The 15718-nt window shown below is 72.0% G+C and carries 11 protein-coding genes and 1 pseudogene; 6 read left to right on the top strand and 6 right to left on the bottom strand.

The genetic code is table 11. The features are described 5' to 3' along the window. Positions 1-11 precede the first annotated feature (11 nt). On the bottom strand, positions 12-2219 hold the full coding sequence (locus tag ACGFIQ_RS00630) for an alpha-galactosidase (protein WP_393237208.1): 2208 nt from the start codon (positions 2217-2219) through the stop codon (positions 12-14). A gap of 241 nt (positions 2220-2460) precedes the next feature. Here ACGFIQ_RS00630 and ACGFIQ_RS00625 point away from each other — a divergent pair, with 241 nt between their 5' ends. The 3 genes from ACGFIQ_RS00625 (at position 2461) to ACGFIQ_RS00615 (ending at position 7182) form a co-directional block, all read left to right on the top strand. Continuing rightward, positions 2461-4458: a beta-galactosidase gene (locus ACGFIQ_RS00625; protein WP_393237205.1), complete on the top strand. Its 1998-nt coding sequence runs from the start codon at positions 2461-2463 to the stop codon at positions 4456-4458. Between the two features lie 30 nt (positions 4459-4488). After that, positions 4489-5265, top strand: a complete 777-nt coding sequence (locus tag ACGFIQ_RS00620) for a DeoR/GlpR family DNA-binding transcription regulator (protein WP_393237202.1) — start codon at positions 4489-4491, stop codon at positions 5263-5265. Between the two features lie 966 nt (positions 5266-6231). After that, positions 6232-7182, top strand: coding sequence for a sporulation protein (locus tag ACGFIQ_RS00615; RefSeq protein ID WP_393237199.1), 951 nt, complete (start codon positions 6232-6234; stop codon positions 7180-7182). Positions 7183-7247: 65 nt separating this feature from the next. Here ACGFIQ_RS00615 and ACGFIQ_RS00610 read toward each other — a convergent pair whose 3' ends face one another. The 3 genes and pseudogenes from ACGFIQ_RS00610 to ACGFIQ_RS00600 all read right to left on the bottom strand — a co-directional run. After that, entirely contained in the window at positions 7248-7625 is a 378-nt protein-coding gene (locus ACGFIQ_RS00610; RefSeq protein ID WP_393237196.1) for a hypothetical protein, read from the bottom strand. A gap of 178 nt (positions 7626-7803) precedes the next feature. Next, a complete protein-coding gene (locus tag ACGFIQ_RS00605; protein WP_393240219.1) occupies positions 7804-8910 on the bottom strand; it encodes a glycerophosphodiester phosphodiesterase family protein in 1107 nt (368 codons plus the stop codon). A 6-nt stretch (positions 8911-8916) separates the two neighbouring features. After that, positions 8917-9704, bottom strand: a pseudogene (locus tag ACGFIQ_RS00600) (glycerophosphodiester phosphodiesterase family protein); the annotation flags it as partial. 332 nt (positions 9705-10036) lie between these two features. Between ACGFIQ_RS00600 and ACGFIQ_RS00595 the strand changes: the two are divergent. Beyond that, positions 10037-10459: a hypothetical protein gene (locus tag ACGFIQ_RS00595; RefSeq protein WP_357522381.1), complete on the top strand. Its 423-nt coding sequence runs from the start codon at positions 10037-10039 to the stop codon at positions 10457-10459. Between the two features lie 62 nt (positions 10460-10521). Here ACGFIQ_RS00595 and ACGFIQ_RS00590 read toward each other — a convergent pair whose 3' ends face one another. Then, a complete protein-coding gene (locus ACGFIQ_RS00590; protein WP_393240216.1) occupies positions 10522-12753 on the bottom strand; it encodes a HelD family protein in 2232 nt (743 codons plus the stop codon). A gap of 221 nt (positions 12754-12974) precedes the next feature. Here ACGFIQ_RS00590 and ACGFIQ_RS00585 point away from each other — a divergent pair, with 221 nt between their 5' ends. After that, entirely contained in the window at positions 12975-13601 is a 627-nt protein-coding gene (locus ACGFIQ_RS00585; protein WP_393237193.1) for an SGNH/GDSL hydrolase family protein, read from the top strand. A gap of 162 nt (positions 13602-13763) precedes the next feature. Here the strand turns inward: ACGFIQ_RS00585 and ACGFIQ_RS00580 are convergent, their stop codons facing one another. Continuing rightward, positions 13764-14891, bottom strand: a complete 1128-nt coding sequence (locus tag ACGFIQ_RS00580) for an outer membrane lipoprotein carrier protein LolA (protein ID WP_393237190.1) — start codon at positions 14889-14891, stop codon at positions 13764-13766. A gap of 96 nt (positions 14892-14987) precedes the next feature. Between ACGFIQ_RS00580 and ACGFIQ_RS00575 the strand changes: the two genes are divergently transcribed. Continuing rightward, positions 14988-15644 carry a response regulator transcription factor gene (locus ACGFIQ_RS00575; protein ID WP_393237188.1) on the top strand — a complete coding sequence of 219 codons (657 nt, stop codon included), beginning with the start codon at positions 14988-14990 and terminating at the stop codon, positions 15642-15644. Positions 15645-15718: the final 74 nt, after the last annotated feature.

Raw genomic sequence — 15718 nt, 5'->3', positions numbered from 1 at the left:
CGGAAAAATTTCTAGCCGACCGCGTCGACCTCCAGCACCAGGCTCTGCTCCGGGTGCAACGCGGGCAGTTGCACGCCCACCCGGGCCAGCGCCGCCCCGCTGAGGGTGACACCGGAGGCCAGCCATGGCGGCGCGGCCCGTTCGATCGTCGCCGGGGCGGGTACGTCCGCCACCTGTCGCACCCGGTACCGCCGGGCCGGGTCGAGGCCGGGCAGCCGTACCGCGCCCGGGGTCTGCGCCACCGAGGTGGCCAGCCGGGCCACCGCGTACACCGCTCGGGTTTTGTCGCCCTCGACCACGCCGTGCGCCCAGACGGCCGGGTCCGGGTGGTCGACCCGGACCACCCGCCCGGAGTGCAGCAGCGGGCGCAGCCGCTTGTGCAGTGCCACCCAGGCGGCCAGTTCGGTCTGCTCGGCGGCGCTGATCGACGCGATGTCCCACTCGATGCCGTGGTGGCCGAAGAGCGCGGTGGCCGCCCGGAAGCCGAGGTCGTGTACGCGGCGGGTGGTGTGTGAGCGCTGCGGGCCGATGTGCGTGCCGATCAGCTCCGGTGGCAGCAGCAGCCCGGTCCAGCGCTGGATGCTGAGCCGTTCCAGGGCGTCGTTGCAGTCGCTGGCCCAGGCCCGGTCGGTGCGAGCCAGGATGGCCAGGTCCACCCGGGCACCGCCGGACGAGCAGCTCTCGACCTCCACGCCCGGGTGCCGGCGGCGCACCTCGTCGAGGAGTCGGTAGACCGCCAGGGTCTGCCCGTGCACCCCGGGACGGCCGTGGTGCCCGGCCTCGGTGAGGTCCCGGTTCTGGTCCCACTTGAGGTAGCTGATGCCGGGATGGGCGGTGAGCAGCGTGTCGAGGCGCTCCAGCAGGTAGTCGTAGGTCTCCGGGCGGCCCAGGTCGAGCGCCTGCTGGTTGCGCCACGGCGGCGGCAGCCGGCCCGGCACGGCCAGCAGCCAGTCCGGGTGCGCCCGGAACAGGTCGGAGTCGGGGTTGACCAGCTCCGGTTCGACCCACAGACCGAACCGCAGGCCCTGCCCGGTCACGTGGTCGATGAGCGGTTGCAAACCCTCGGGCCAGACGCCCTCGTCGACGTACCAGTCACCGAGGCCGGCGGTGTCGTCGCGCCGGCCGCGAAACCAGCCGTCGTCGAGCACGAACCGCTCCACGCCGATCTGCGCGGCCCGGTCGGCGAGGGCCCGCAGCCGGTCCAGGTCGTGGTCGAAGTAGACGGCCTCCCAGACGTTCAGGGTCACCGGTCGGGGGGAGCGCGGGTGGCCGGGCCGGGCCCGCAGGTGCGAGTGGAGTACGTCGCTGAGCCCGTCCAGCCCGTCGTCGGACCAGACGGCGTAGAGCAGGGGAGTCTCGTACGACTCGCCGGGGCCGAGCCGGATCTCGCCGGGGGCCAGCAACTCGCCGCCGCCGAGGGTGGACTCGCCGGTGGGACGCCGCTCGGCGACGGTGACGTGGTCGCCGCTCCACGCCGTGTGCACCGCCCAGACCTCGCCGTGGCCGAAGCCGAACCCTGCGGTGCCCGCCACCAGCAGCAGCGTCGCGTCGTGCCCGGTCCGTCCGTGTCGGCCCTCGCGGACCCAGGCGCCGTGCGGCCACGGGTGTCGCTGCGGGGACCGTTCCCGGCACCACCGGCCGGTCAGGTCGAGCAGCTCGGTGGCGACAGCCGGCACCGGCAGCACGGGCGTCAGCTCCCGCAGCTCGTACACGCTGCCGCCGTCGTTGCGCAGCCGGTGCCGCATGGTCAGCAGCCCGTGCCGGTCCAGCGTGATCTCGCAGGTCAGGGTCAGCCCGGCGGCCGGGTCCGACGCCCGCACGGTCAGCAGCGCCGCGCCGGGCGCGTCGTGCCCACCGTCGGTCGGGAGTACGCCCACCACCTCCCCGCCCGCAGCCAGGTGACCCGGGTCGGTGCCGATGTCGCACACGTCCAACCCGTCGAGGCGGAACGCGGTGGACCAGTCCCGTCCGTCGCGGTGCCCGGCCAGTCCCGGCCGGCCGCCCCAGCCGGCACTCGCCTCCGGTAGGAGAGACAGCGTGGGCGGCGCGTCGAAGCTGCTCGGCACCACCGGCGGCACCGTCGCTTCGGCGAGCTGGCGCAGGGCATCGTCGTCGAGGTCGCCGACGTCGCCGCCCCAGTGCACGACCCGGGGCAGCCCCGGGCCCCGCGCGTCGAGCACCAGGCTGGTCCGCGCGCGGCGCAGGTGCAGGATCGTCATCCTCCGGACGCTCCCATGGTCAGGCAGCCGTGATCACCCATCGAAATCCACCGATAATCCACATTGGTCAACGTGGTCGGCCAGTGGAGCCTCAAGCTACCCCTCGGTCAGGCGCTGTCAAGAGGGCAGTTCACCTCGATAACCCCGTGTTGATGCGCCCGTTACTCGGTAGGCGTGGAAGACGAAATCAATGTTGGAAACTGTTGACTTGGCTGGCGCGCGACGTGCACCCTCAGCTCTCATGCGGCAATGGCACGGAAACGGCATCTCCTTCGGCGGCGACTACAACCCCGAGCAGTGGCCCGAGCAGACCTGGTCCGAGGACATCGAGCTGATGCGCCGCGCCGGGGTCAACCTGGTCTCGGTCGGCATCTTCTCCTGGGCCCTGCTGGAGCCCACCCCGGGCCGGTTCGAGTTCGGCTGGCTGGACCGGGTGCTCGACCTGCTGCACGACGGCGGGATCCAGGTCGACCTGGCCACCGCCACCGCCAGCCCACCGCCGTGGCTGGCCCGCGCGCACCCGGAGACGCTGCCCCGACAGGCCGACGGCACGATCCTCTGGCCGGGCGGCCGACAGGCGTACTGCCCCAGCTCACCGGTGTTCCGGGAGCGATCGCTGGAGTTGGTGCGGGCGGTCGCCGGCCGGTACGCCGAACACCCCGCCGTGGTGCTGTGGCACGTCTCCAACGAGCTGGGCTGCCACAACGCGCACTGCTACTGCGACGTCAGCGCCGAGGCGTTCCGCCGCTGGCTGCGGGCGCGCTACGGAGACCTGGCCCGGCTCAACGACGCCTGGGGCACCGCCTTCTGGAGTCAGCGCTACGGCGACTGGGCCGAGATCAACCCGCCGCGCACGGTGACGGCCTTCGCCAACCCCACCCAGCAGCTGGACTTCCTGCGCTTCTCCTCCGACGAACTGCGGGCCCAACTGCGCGCCGAACGCGAGGTCCTGAAGACCCTGGTCCGCCAGCCGATCACCACCAACTTCATGATCGGCATGGGCGTCAAGGACATGGACTACCAGTCCTGGGCCGACGACGTGGACCTGGTGTCCAACGACCACTACCTGACCGCCGCCGACCCGCAGGCGCACCTCGGGTTGGCGCTCGCCGCCGACCACACCCGGGGCGTCGCCGGCGGCGATCCGTGGCTGCTGATGGAGCACTCCACGAGCGCCGTCCAATGGCAGCCGCGCAACGTGGCCAAGCTGCCCGGTCAACTGCGCCGCAACAGCCTGGCGCACGTCGCCCGCGGGGCCGACGGGGTGCTGTTCTTCCAGTGGCGCGCCTCCCGGTTCGGCGCCGAGAAGTACCACTCCGCGCTGGTGCCACACGCCGGGCCGGACACCAAGGTGTTCCGCGAGGTCTGCCAACTCGGCGCGGACCTCAAGGCCCTCGCGGAGGTACGCGGCAGTCGGGTCGACGCCGACGTGGCGATCCTGTTCGACTGGGAGGCGTGGTGGGGAGTCGAGCTGGATTCCCACCCCAGCGCCGACGTCACCTACGACGACCGACTCAACGCCCTCTACCGCGCACTCTGGAAGGCCGGCGTGACCGCCGACGTGATCCACCCGTCGGCCGACCTGAGCGGCTACCGGCTGGTTCTGGTGCCGACCCTCTACCTGGTCCGGGACGCCGACGTCGCGGCACTGCACCGCTACGTCGAGGGCGGCGGCACCGTGGCGGTCACCTACTTCAGTGGCATCGTCGACTCCAACGACCACATCCGCCTCGGCGGCTACCCCGGCGCGTTCCGGGAGCTGCTCGGCGTACGGACCGAGGAGTTCTTCCCGCTGCGCGAGGGCGAGCAGGTCCACCTGGACGACGGCAGCACCGCCGACGTGTGGACCGAGTGGCTGCACGCGGACGACGCGGAGGTGCTCGCGTCGTACACCGATGGGCCCCTGCCGGGCGTGCCGGCGCTGACCCGGCGCCGGGTGGGCGACGGCGCCGCCTGGTATGTCGGCACCCGGTTGGACGAGTCGGCCACCGAGCGGCTGGTCGCCCGGCTCGTCGACGAGGCCGGCGTGCGCCCGGCGGCACCGGCGCCGCCCGGAGTGGAGGCGGTACGCCGGCGCGACGGCGAGCGCACCTGGCTGTTCGTCATCAACCACACCGAGGCGGAGATCCGGCTCCCGGCGGCCGGCGTCGAGCTGTTGACCGGTGCGCGGTGTGCCGGTGAGCTGACGGTGCCGGCCGGTGCGGTGGCGGTCGTCCGTGAGGATCGGCCCAGACTCTGACCACAGGTCGCGGCGCGAAGGAGGTTTCCCATGCTCGCCCAGCAGCGGCAGACCGCCATCCTCGATCTGATCCGCCAACGGGGCGGCGTACGGGTGAGCCACCTGGTCAGCCGGTTCGGCGTGTCCGACATGACGATCCGCCGTGACCTGGAGGCGCTGGCCGAGCGCGGCCTGGTGGACAAGGTGCACGGCGGCGCGACACTCGCCGGACCGGGTTCGGCCGAGGAACCCGGCTTCGCGGCCAAGTCGATCCGTCAGCAGGCTGAGAAGCGGGCCATCGCCGAGCGGGCGGCGACGATGGTGGAGCCGGGGATGGCCATCGCGCTGTCCGCCGGCACCACCACGGCGGCGCTGGCCACCCTGCTCTCCGACGTACGGGGGCTGACCGTGGTCACCAACTCGATCCCGGTGGCCGACGCGCTCTACCAGGACCCGCGCGCCGACCAGACGGTGGTGTTGACCGGCGGCATCCGCACCCCGTCGGACGCGTTGACCGGGCCGGTGGCCGAGGCGGCGATCAGCGCGCTCAACGTCGACCTGCTCTTCCTCGGCGTGCACGGGCTCAGCCCACGCACCGGGTTCACCACACCCAACCTGCTGGAGGCCGGGGTCAACAGGTGCCTGATCGGCGCCGCCCGCCGGCTCGTGGTGCTCGCTGACCACACCAAGTGGGAGACGATCGGCATCGCCACGATCGCCCCACTGGAGGCGGCCGACGTCCTGATCACCGACGTGGGCCTGCCGACGGAGGCCCGCACTACGATCGGCGAGCAGGTAGGCGAGTTGGTCATCGTCACCCCTGCCTGAGCGCGTCCCCGCCCCGCGCCGCCCCCGCGCCGCGCCGTCCCCGCGCCGCGCCGCGCCGCCCCCGCGCCGCGCCGCGCCGTCCCCGCGCCGCGCCGTCCCCGCGCCGCGCCGTCCCCGCGCCGCGCCGTCCCCGCGCCGCGCCGTCCCCGCGCCGCGCCGTGCGTTCCCGCCCCGCGCTGCGTGTCCCCGTCCCGCGGCGGCCTGCTCCCCGCCCTGTCCCGCGCCGATCTTGCACTTTGTGTCGCCGAGATGCGTGGAACGTCCCCTCAGTCGCAGCGTGAGAGACGTCGATTGCGCGCCGCGATGCGTGATCGACTCGGTTTGCTGAAAGGCGGGGTGTCACCGCGACCAGGACACCGCGACTTTCATGAACGCGAGTTGATCACCTCTGCTGATGCCGCCTCTCGGCATGCCGCGGTGCGGGAACCAGGCCAGGGCGGTGCTTGGCGGCCCGCACCGCCGTCGACGATGGCGCTGGGCGCTGGGCGCTGGGCGCTGGGCGCTGGGCGGTGGGCGGTGGGCGGTGGGCGGTGGGGGGTGGTCCGGTGGCCGTGCAGCGGAAGGCAGGCCGCCTCACCGGCGCCCGGTCCGGTCACTTCTCGGTGTGGGTCGGGCCGCTGGCGGTGCTGCCCCGATTCGTTTGCGACATCAGCCCGAAGGCTCGCCGCCTGACGTCCACCCTTCGCTGCCGGTGCACGGGAGGCAGACATCGACCGGCCGGACTGCGATCGCGGATCTGAAGCGCTGATCAACTCGGGTTCACGGAAGTCGGGGTGTCCCGGTCGTGGTGATGCCCCGTTTTTCAGGAACCCGAGTCGATCAAGCGCCGCAGCCGCGGCCGACTCCGCGGCCGACTCAGACGGCGGTGGCGCTTCACAGCCATCTCACAGGGGTGCTGGATAGGGTGCCCGTCGAGTCAACGTCCGACTCCAGCGGAGGAGCGGTCGGCGTCGCACAGGAGTTCCGATGGTCTTCAAGAAGATGTTGAGCGCGTTCGGTGTGGGCGGTCCCAGTGTGGACACTGTGCTGACCAACCCCAACACCCGGCCCGGCCTGACCCTCGACGGGCAGGTCAACCTCGTCGGTGGCGACGCCGAGGCGGCCATCGAGCAGGTGGTGATCGGCCTGGTGACCCGGGTGGAGGTCGAGGGGCACGACGCCGAATACTCCGGCACCCTGGAGTTTCACCGGATGGCGGTCAGCGGCGCGTTCGTGCTCGCCCCGAAGCAGCAGCTCTCCATCCCGTTCCAGCTCCCGGTGCCGTGGGAGACCCCGATCACCGACGTGTACGGCCAGCGCCTGCACGGCATGACGATGGGCCTGCGCACCGAGTTGGCGATCGCCCGCGCGGTCGACAAGAGCGACCTGGACCAGGTGGCGGTACACCCCCTGCCGGTGCACGAGCGGATCCTGGAGGCGTTCCAGCGGCTCGGTTTCCGGTTCAAGCACGCCGACCTGGAGCGCGGTCACATCCGGGGCGTCCAGCAGACGTTGCCGTTCTACCAGGAGATCGAGTTCTTCGCGTCGCCGCAGTACGCGAGCACCATCAACGAGGTCGAGCTGACCTTCGTGACCAGTCAGCGCGGCGTCGAGGTCATCCTGGAGTGCGACAAGCGGGGCGGCTTCCTCAGCGCCGGGCACGACGCGTTCGGTCGCTTCCAGGTGGCGCACACCGACGTCGACCGGGTGGACTGGGCGCAGGTCGTCGACGGTTGGCTGCGCGAGACCACGTCCCGCTACGGCAGCCTCCGCTCGCAGTACGGCCCGAGCCGCGGTCACGGTCAGGGCCGTGGGCACGGGATGGGCGGCATGGTGGCCGGTGCGGCGCTCGGCGTCGCGGGTGGCATGGTCGCCGGCGAGATGATCGAGGACGCGTTCGAGGGCGACTTCGGTGGTGACTTCGGCGGCGACGAGTAGCCGGTACGAACACCACGGTGGCCTCCGGGAGGATCTCCCGGAGGCCACCGTGCACCGTGAACCGGTCAGTGCCGGGCCTTGCGCTCCTCGCTGCTGCGCCAGTTGCTGCCGGCCTTCGAGAGGCCACGGCTACCGAGGTAGCCAAGCGTCAGCAGGGTGATCAGGAACCAGGCGTTGTCGGCCCGGAAGATGTCCACCCCGGTGGAGTTCTGACCAACGACCTGCGACGCGCCCAGTACGGCGGCCACCGCGATCAGGTAGATCCAGAACTCGGTGGTCTTGAACGCCTGCTTGGTCTCCGTACCGGGTGCCTGCATGTCGTTGCGACGCCCGTCGTGCATGACCGGCATCTGCTGGGTCGGCATGTCCCGCATCGACGCGGGATTCTGCGGGTCGTTCATGGGCCGGTTCATCGGCCGGGTGGAAGCAGCCTGCGTGCTCATCTGGTCCTCCTCAGGATGCGATGAGTCGTACCTGCGTTCCCTCGCCCCGCTACCGCGTGTCGGCCACGGCACGGTTCGCTTGCACGGCGGGGACGACCCCCGACTACCCGAGGCCACGGAGCAGGTAACACTGATCGCCGGCCGGAAAACCCGGCCGGCGATCAGTGGGGTCGGTGGGTCAGCGCAGGCCGTTGCGGATGGCCACGCTCACCAACAGGTCCGGGTCGTCGGTGATGATGCCGTCGACGCCGAGGTCGATGACCCGCTGCATCACCGTCGAGTCATCGACGGTGTACGGGATCACCTTCAGTCCGTCGCGCGCCTGCAGCGTGCGTACGTCCGGTCCGTGGAAGTATGCCGGGTTCTCCCGCAGGTACCAGTCGTCCGAGGCGACAGTGCCCTGCTTCGGGTCGTGCACCTGCCAGTTGGCCGACACCGTGCCCGCACCGGCGGCCCGGGTCAGCTTGCCCAGGTCCCGGTACTTCCACCAGTCCAGTCCACCGGTCCACGGGCTCTTCACCGCCGGGTTGCCGTACACGGCCTGCAGCGAGCACTCGTCGGCGAGCGTCGCGCACTCGGCCGGGCCGTACTGCCAGACGAGCGCGACAGTGCCGATCCGCCGGTCGAGCTGCCGGGCGTACGTGATGGTGCGCCAGTCGAACGACTGGATGGTGGCCCGGTTGGTGAAGCCGGCGCGCTGGATGGCGTCGACCAGCTTGCGGGTGAAGCTGCGGTACGGCTCGGTGTCGTTCACCACCGGGCTGATCTTCGTCTCGATGTTCATGCCGATGTCGGCGCGGCCACTCGCCTTCACCAGGGCGAAGACCTCGTCCAGGGTCGGGATCCGGGCACCCGGCGCGGGCACCTGCGCGGGCAGTTCGGGCAGCGTCTTCGTGCCGCAGTCGACGGTCTTGAGCTGCGCCAGGGTCAGTTCGTGCACCGGCTTGCCCACGTACGGGAACTTCGGGTCGCCGCGGCGTACCGGGGCGGTGTCGACGCAGTGTGACCCGTTGACGGTGCGGTCGTGCAGCACCACGAGCTTGCCGTCGGCGGTCACGCCGGTGTCCAGCTCCAGGGTGGAGATGGCCCGGTTGGACAACGCGTTCGCGAACGCCGGGAGGGTGTTCTCCGGCCGGGTGGCCCGGCCGCCGCGGTGCGCCTGGATGTCGAACGGCGCGGCGTACGCCTTCGGCAGCCGGTAGCCGCGCTGCGCCAGCAGGCCCCGCAGCCGGTCCGGATAGTCGGTGATCAGGCCGTCCACGCCGTCGTCGATCAGCTTGGCCATGGTCGGCAGGTCGTCGACGGTCCACGGGATCACCTTGATCCCGTAGCGGTGCGCCCGGGCGACCATCTCCTTGGTGACGTACGGCTGGTAGCCGGGGTCGGTGACCGTGCCGTTCTGGGGCATGCCGTGCACCGGGGAGAAGGCGCTGGCGCCGAAGCTGCGGATCGCCCTGATCGGGTCGCCGCCGAAGTCGTCGATGTCCAGCCCGCCCAGCCACGGCGAGGCACCCGGCTGGCCGGTCTGGAGGAAGTCGTAGTTGGTCAGGGCGACAAGCGGCAGCTTCGGCTCGACCTGACGCATGCGCATCAGCGCGCCCCAGTCGAAGCTCTGGATGGTGACCTGCCTGAGCAGCCCGGCGGCGCGGACCTCGGCCGCGGTGACCCGGACGAACTGCTCGCGCGGCGCGGTCTCGGTCGGCGCGCCGGCCTCGACCTTGGTCTCGACGTTGAGCGTCACGTCCTTCGCCCGGTAGCGGTTGACCAGCGCGAAGACCTCACGCAGCAGCGGCATCCGGGCACCGGGGACGGCGAGCTGGCCGGGCTTGTCCGGCAGCGTCTTCGAGCCGCAGTCGAGCGTGCGCACCTGGGCCAGGCTGAGCGTGTTGACGTACTTCCCGACGTACGGGAACTCCGGGTCGCCGGGCGTCACGGGGGCGGTGTCGGCGCACTTGGTGCCACTGACCTTGCGGTCGTGGGTGACGACGGCCTGACGTCCTCGGTGATCTGCACGTCCAGTTCGAGGGTGCTCACCCCGAGTTGGAGGGCGTTGCCGAAGGAGGCCAGGGTGTTCTCCACCCGCAGCCCGAGGCCGCCCCGGTGGGCCTGCACGTCGAATGTCCGGTCCGGTCGCGGTTTCGCCTGGGCGGGCACCGCGAGCCCGGTCGTCACCGTCGCGGCCACCAGGGCCGCGACGGCGGTACGGCGTACTGTGCGCACGCTGTCATCCCCTCCTGCCGGCGGGCATCTCCCACCGGTCGCGGGACAGCATGGACATCTCGGACTGCGGGCAGGCGGCCAGTGGGCGGCGCGACGGTGAACCGCGGTGGACGACCTCCCGGTCAGGCCGGGTTTGGCCGGCCGGTGGCCGGGCACGCAGTCAGTTCCACAGCTTCTGCGAGGTGATGAGCGTGCGTGAGGACGACATGCGGCAGGACGCCGCCCGCGAGGCCGAGGATCGGATCGCCGGCGGCGTGTACGGCAAGGGCGCCCTCGACGAGGTGACGGTGCCCCGCACCGATGTGGAGAGTCAGATCCAGCGCGACGACCCGTTCGATCCGGCGAAGGAACGGATCGATCCGCAGGTGCTGCGCGACGGTGGCCCGGTGGGCGGGCAGGGCGCGGTGACCACCACCGGTGGCACCGCCGGGCCGGCGAGCGTACGCCGGGTGGCCCGCCAGCCGGAGCGGCACCGGGGCAAGGTGGCCCCGACGACGACCGGCGACGCCACCACCGGCGGCCTGAGCACGCCGATGAGCGGCAACACCAGCGACCAGTCGACGTCGGCACCGGAGCCGGCGAAGACTGTCCAGGACCGCTCCGTCACTGACTAACCGCGATCATGAGGTTGACGTGGCTGTGGGAGACCACGGTCCACGTCAACCTCATGATCAATTCAGCGGTCGGCGATGGGGGTGGGTCGGAGGACGCCCAGGCGCTGGGTGGCGCGGGTCAGGGCCACGTACAGGTCGCTGCGGCCGCGCGGGGACTCGGCCACCATCCGGTCCGGGTCGACGACAAGCACCGAGTCGAACTCCAGCCCCTTGGCCTGCGCGACTGTCAACACCACCACCCGGCTCTCCAGCTCCGGGTGCTCACCCACGGCGGCCTCCGGCAGCGCGCCGGTCACCGCGGCGCCCAACTCGCCCACCCGGCCGGCCGGCACGAGCACACCGAGCCGACCCTCGGTCAGCGCCGCGGCCTCCCGGGTGGCCTCCGCGACGAGTTCCGCCGCCAGCCGCCCGTCGGGCACCGTCCGGTCCCACGGGGGTACGCCGCTCTCCCGTACCGAGCGCGGCGGACGCAGCGCCGGGTCGATCTGCGCCAGGACGTCGGCGGCGACAGTCATGATCTCGGCGGGCGTGCGGTAGCTGACCGTCAACTCGGTCAGCCGCCACCGCTGCGCCACGTACGGGGCGAGAGCATCCGCCCACGAGGGTGTGCCGCTGAGCGCGCCGGTCTGTGCCACGTCCCCGACGATCGTCATCGACCGGCTCGGGCAGCGGCGCATCAGCAGCCGCCACGCCATGGGCGACAGCTCCTGCGCCTCGTCCACTATCACGTGGCCGAACGCCCAACTCCGGTCGGCGGCGGCCCGCTGCGCGGTGGTGAGGCGGTCGGCCTCCTCCTGCCGTTCCAGCAACCGGTCCGCGTCGATCAGGTCGGTCACGCCGAGGATCTCACCGCCCTCGGCCTCGTCCTCGACGTCGATCGAGCGGGAACCCCGGGCGATCTCGAGCACGCCCTCGGCGTACTCCCGTTCCATCATGCGGATCCGGTCCCGGCGGGCGGCGGCGGCCCGCTCGTCCTCGCCGAGCAGCTCGGCGGCCTCGTCCAGCAGCGGTACGTCGGCCGGCGTCCAGCCGCCCGGCTCCCGCCGCAGCAGCGCCCGCTCCTCATCGGTGAGCATCGGCGCGGCGGCGGCGATCCGGTCCGGGTTCGCGTACAGGTCGGCGAGCAGCCGCTGTGGGGTGAGCACCGGCCACAGCCGGTCCAGGGCGGCCTGGATCTCCGTTTCCTCGCGCAGCTCGCGGCGGATCTCGGCCCGGTCCGCCTCGTCGAGCAGGTTGTCCCCACCCAGCGGGTCGGCGCCGATCCGTTCGGCCACCTGGTCGGCGAGCGCGTGCACGACCTCCGTGTCGAACAGCGTCCGGGCCAGGTTGTGCGGCCGGCCGACGCGACGCACCCGGTCCCGCGCGGCCCGCACGATCTCCGGGTCGAGGGTCAGCGTCTCCCGCTCGACCTCGATCTCCAGCGGCTCGTCCGGCACCCACTGCCGGTCCCGGACGGCCAACGCCAGGACCTCGGCCAACACGGCCCGGCCCTTGAGCGCCGCGGTCTCGGCCGGCTCGGTCCGTTGGGCGCTCACCCCGGGAAAAAGATCACCCTGGGTACGCAGCAGCACGCCGGTCTCGGCCAGCGTCGGCAGCACCTGGGAGATGTAGCGCAGGAATGTCGCGTTCGGGCCGACCAGCAGCACGCCCCGGCTGGAGAGTTCGCGCCGGTGCGTGTAGAGCAGATACGCCGCCCGGTGCAGCGCGACGGCGGTCTTGCCGGTGCCAGGACCGCCCTGGACCACCATGACGCCCGGCAGTTCGGCGCGGATGATCTCGTCCTGTTCGGCCTGGATGGTCTCGACGATGTCGCGCATCCGGCCGGTCCGGCCCGCGTTGAGGGCCGCGAGCAGCGACGCCTCGCCGGTCAGCTCCTCGTGGCCGCCGGGGGAGGCGGTGTCGATGTCCAGCACCTCGTCGTTGAGGCCGGTCACCTTGCGCTGCCGGGTACGCAGGTGCCGGCGGCGGCGGACGCCCTGCGGGTTGGCGGCGGTCGCGAGGTAGAAGGCGCGGGCGGCGGGGGCGCGCCAGTCCATCAGCAGCGGGTCGTAGTCACCGCTGCTGTCGAAGATGCCGATCCGGCCGATGTAGTGGCGGGAGTCGTCGTCACCGTCGAGACGGCCAAAGCAGAGCCCGTTCTCCACGGCGGAGAACTGCTCGACCTGATCGGCGTACATCGCTACCGAGCTGTCGCGCTGGGAGCGGTCCTGGAGGGTGCCGCCGGTGTTGCGCAGCTCGGCGGTGAGCCGCTGGGCGGCCTGCTCACGCAGCCCGTCCAGCCGGTCGTAGAGCATCGAGACGTACTCCTGCTCGCGACCGATCTCGTCGTCGAGCGGCAATTCGCCGGAACCGCCGGAGTGCCTTGACAAGCCGTCTCCCTAAAGATTAGAATCGCTTGCAGGAACGGCTTTTAGCCGTTCTTTTTTGTGTCCTCGAACTGTTGAAGATAGCGCGTTGCGCCGGTTCTCACCAAGCCAGGCGAGCCGGCGCGCCGGTGATCGCGAGGTGGCGTCGGATGATCCTGCGGGCCGGGCAACGGGTGGTCTTCATCGGCGACAGCATCACCGATTGTGGCCGACGCGACGTCGCCGCGCCCTACGGCTCTGGATATGTGAGCCTCGTCCGTGCGTTTGTCGACGCGCGGCACCCGGAGCTGGAGCTGGGGTGGGTCAACCGGGGTGTGGGCGGCGACACCGTCCGGGACCTGGCCGCCCGCTGGGACGACGACGCGATCGCCGAGCGCCCGGACTGGCTGTCGGTGCTGATCGGCATCAACGACATCTGGCGGCACTACGGCGATCGCCCGCACGAGGCCGTCGGCATCGAGGAGTACGAGCGCACCCTGCGCGACCTGCTGGGTCGAGCGGTCGCCGCCACCGGCTGCCGGCTGATCCTCGGTGACCCGTTCCTCATCGAGGCGGACCGCGGCGTGCCGCAGCGCGCCGACACCGACCGGTACGCGGCCGTGGTGGCGGGGCTGGCCGCCGAGTTCGACGCGGTGCACGTGCCCAACCAGGCGGCGTTCGACCGGGTGCTGGCGGTCAGCCCGTCGGCGCGCTGGGCCGACGACCGCGTCCACCCGCACCTGCCCGGCCACGCGGTCCTCGCCGACGCCTACCTGAGCGCCCTCGGCGCCCGCTGACTGAGCGCGCCCTCGGCGCCCGCTGACTGAGCATCCTCGGCGCGAACGGCCGCTGACTCGGCACCCGTCGACACCGGTGGCTCCCGCTGGCGCGCGACAGGGTCGGACACGATGACGCGCCGGGCCAACCGCGAGGGTCGACCCGGCGCGCACACCGAATGATCAGCCGCGAGCGGCCTGGTAGAGCCGCTCGGGAGTGACAGCGCCGGCGAGCACCCGGCCGTCGTCGGTGAGCAGCACACTGAACAGCTTGCCGGTGAGCAGGCGACCGCTACCCCAGTCGCCCTTGACCGCCGCGAGCCCGCCGAGCAGCTTCGACAGGTCCATGTCGGGTGCGGCGCCGGCCGGTGGCACGGCCGGCTTCGCGTCGGTCGGCTTGCCGCCGAGAGCCCCGTCGAGGCGGGCGACGAGCACCGTCGTCCAGCCGGTGCCCACCGCGCGTACCTGCGGATCGCCCGCCGGCTTGGCGTGCTCGGGCTTGCCCGCGCCCGGTCGCTCGGCCTTCTCCTCGGTGACCGTCACACCGGGCGGTGGGTTGAAGGTGAACTGGTCGTCGGCCGGCCGGCGGTAGTCGATCTGGGTGAAGGCCATCTCGAACGCCGGCTGGTCGCTGCCCTTGGCGAGCACCTCGAAGCGCAGCGGCACATGCTGCTTGGCGTCGATGGCGATCCGCAGCTGGTGCACCAGGGAGTCCTTGTCGCGCGGCTGGAGCACCAGCTCGTACGCGTCCTGGCCGGCCACCGTCGCCGAGCGGCCGACGCTCACCTCGGTGCTCGGGTCGATCGCGGCCAACGCGAGGTCGGCGGCCTGCTGCGGGGTGGCCGGCAGGTTCGGCCGGGCCTCGGGAGCGGCCTTTGTGGCCTCGGTGTCGCCGAGCGTGCGATGGCGGGCCGTGTTGGTGCGACTCTCCCAGGTCCACACGTCCCGGCCGTTGCGGATCACGTCCTGCTCGCCGAGGGTGTCCAGCAACGCGACCCGCTGCCGCTCCGGCCCGGAATACCAGACCCGCAGGGTGTGGGTGCCGGTCAACATGCTTGTCAGCTCGTTGCCGGGGGCCAGCCCGACGAGCGGCGGCAGGCCGAGGTCGGCGCGCTGCACGACGGTCCCGGAGACCCCCTCCAGCCGGGAGGTCTGCAGGTCGACCAGGAGTTGGGCGGCGGTACGCGGCGGCAGGCTCGGCTCGGCCTCGGCGGCGAACGTGCCGATCGCCGCTCCACCGCCGATGACGGCGACGGCGGCGGTGGCCGGGACCAGCCAACGCAGGACGGGACGGCTTCTCAGAACGGACATGGTGGCACCTCCTGCGACCATCCTCCCCCCTCGGCCCTGAGAACGGGCTGAGGACGCCGAACCGCCCTCGGTTGACCCGAGTGGCACCCTTGAACTGTGCGGTTGCTTGTGGTGGAGGACGAGGCCCGGTTGGCGGCTGCCCTACAACGGGGCCTGGAGGCGGAGGGGTTCGCGGTGGACGTGGCGCGGACCGGCCCGGCCGGGCTGGACGCGGCCCGGCACGGCGAGTACGACGCCATGATCCTCGACGTGATGCTCCCCGGCCTCTCCGGCTACGAGCTGGTCCGCCAACTGCGAGCGGAGCAGCACTGGTTGCCGGTGCTGATGCTCTCCGCCAAGGACGGCGAGTACGACCAGGCCGACGGCCTCGACTGTGGCGCGGACGACTACCTGACCAAACCCTTCTCGTACGTGGTGTTGCTGGCCCGGCTGCGGGCGCTGCTGCGTCGGGGCGCACCGGAGCGCCCGACGGTGCTGGAGGTCGGTGACCTGCGGCTGGACCCGGCCCGCCGACGGGTGACCCGGGCCGACACCGAGGTGACGCTGACCGCGCGGGAGTTCGCGCTGCTGAACTATCTGATGCGCCGGCCCGGCCAGGTCATCTCCAAGATCGAGTTGCTGGACCACGTGTGGAACGCGAGCCTGGAGACCGCTCCGAACATCGTCGAGGTGTACGTCGGCTACCTGCGCCGCAAGCTCGGTCGGGACCGGCTGGAGACGGTCCGGGGCGTCGGTTACCGGCTGGCGATGTGACAGCCGACGGTCCGGTGCCCGCCCGCCGGGCGTGGGCCGGCTGGATGCCGGTGCTGGGGCTGCGGGGGCGGCTC

The sequence above is a fragment of the Micromonospora sp. NPDC048898 genome, assembly GCF_043198035.1.
Lineage (GTDB): Bacteria > Actinomycetota > Actinomycetes > Mycobacteriales > Micromonosporaceae > Micromonospora.
Note: the sequence above shows the minus strand (reverse complement) of the source record. Positions and strands in the feature narration are given on the sequence as shown.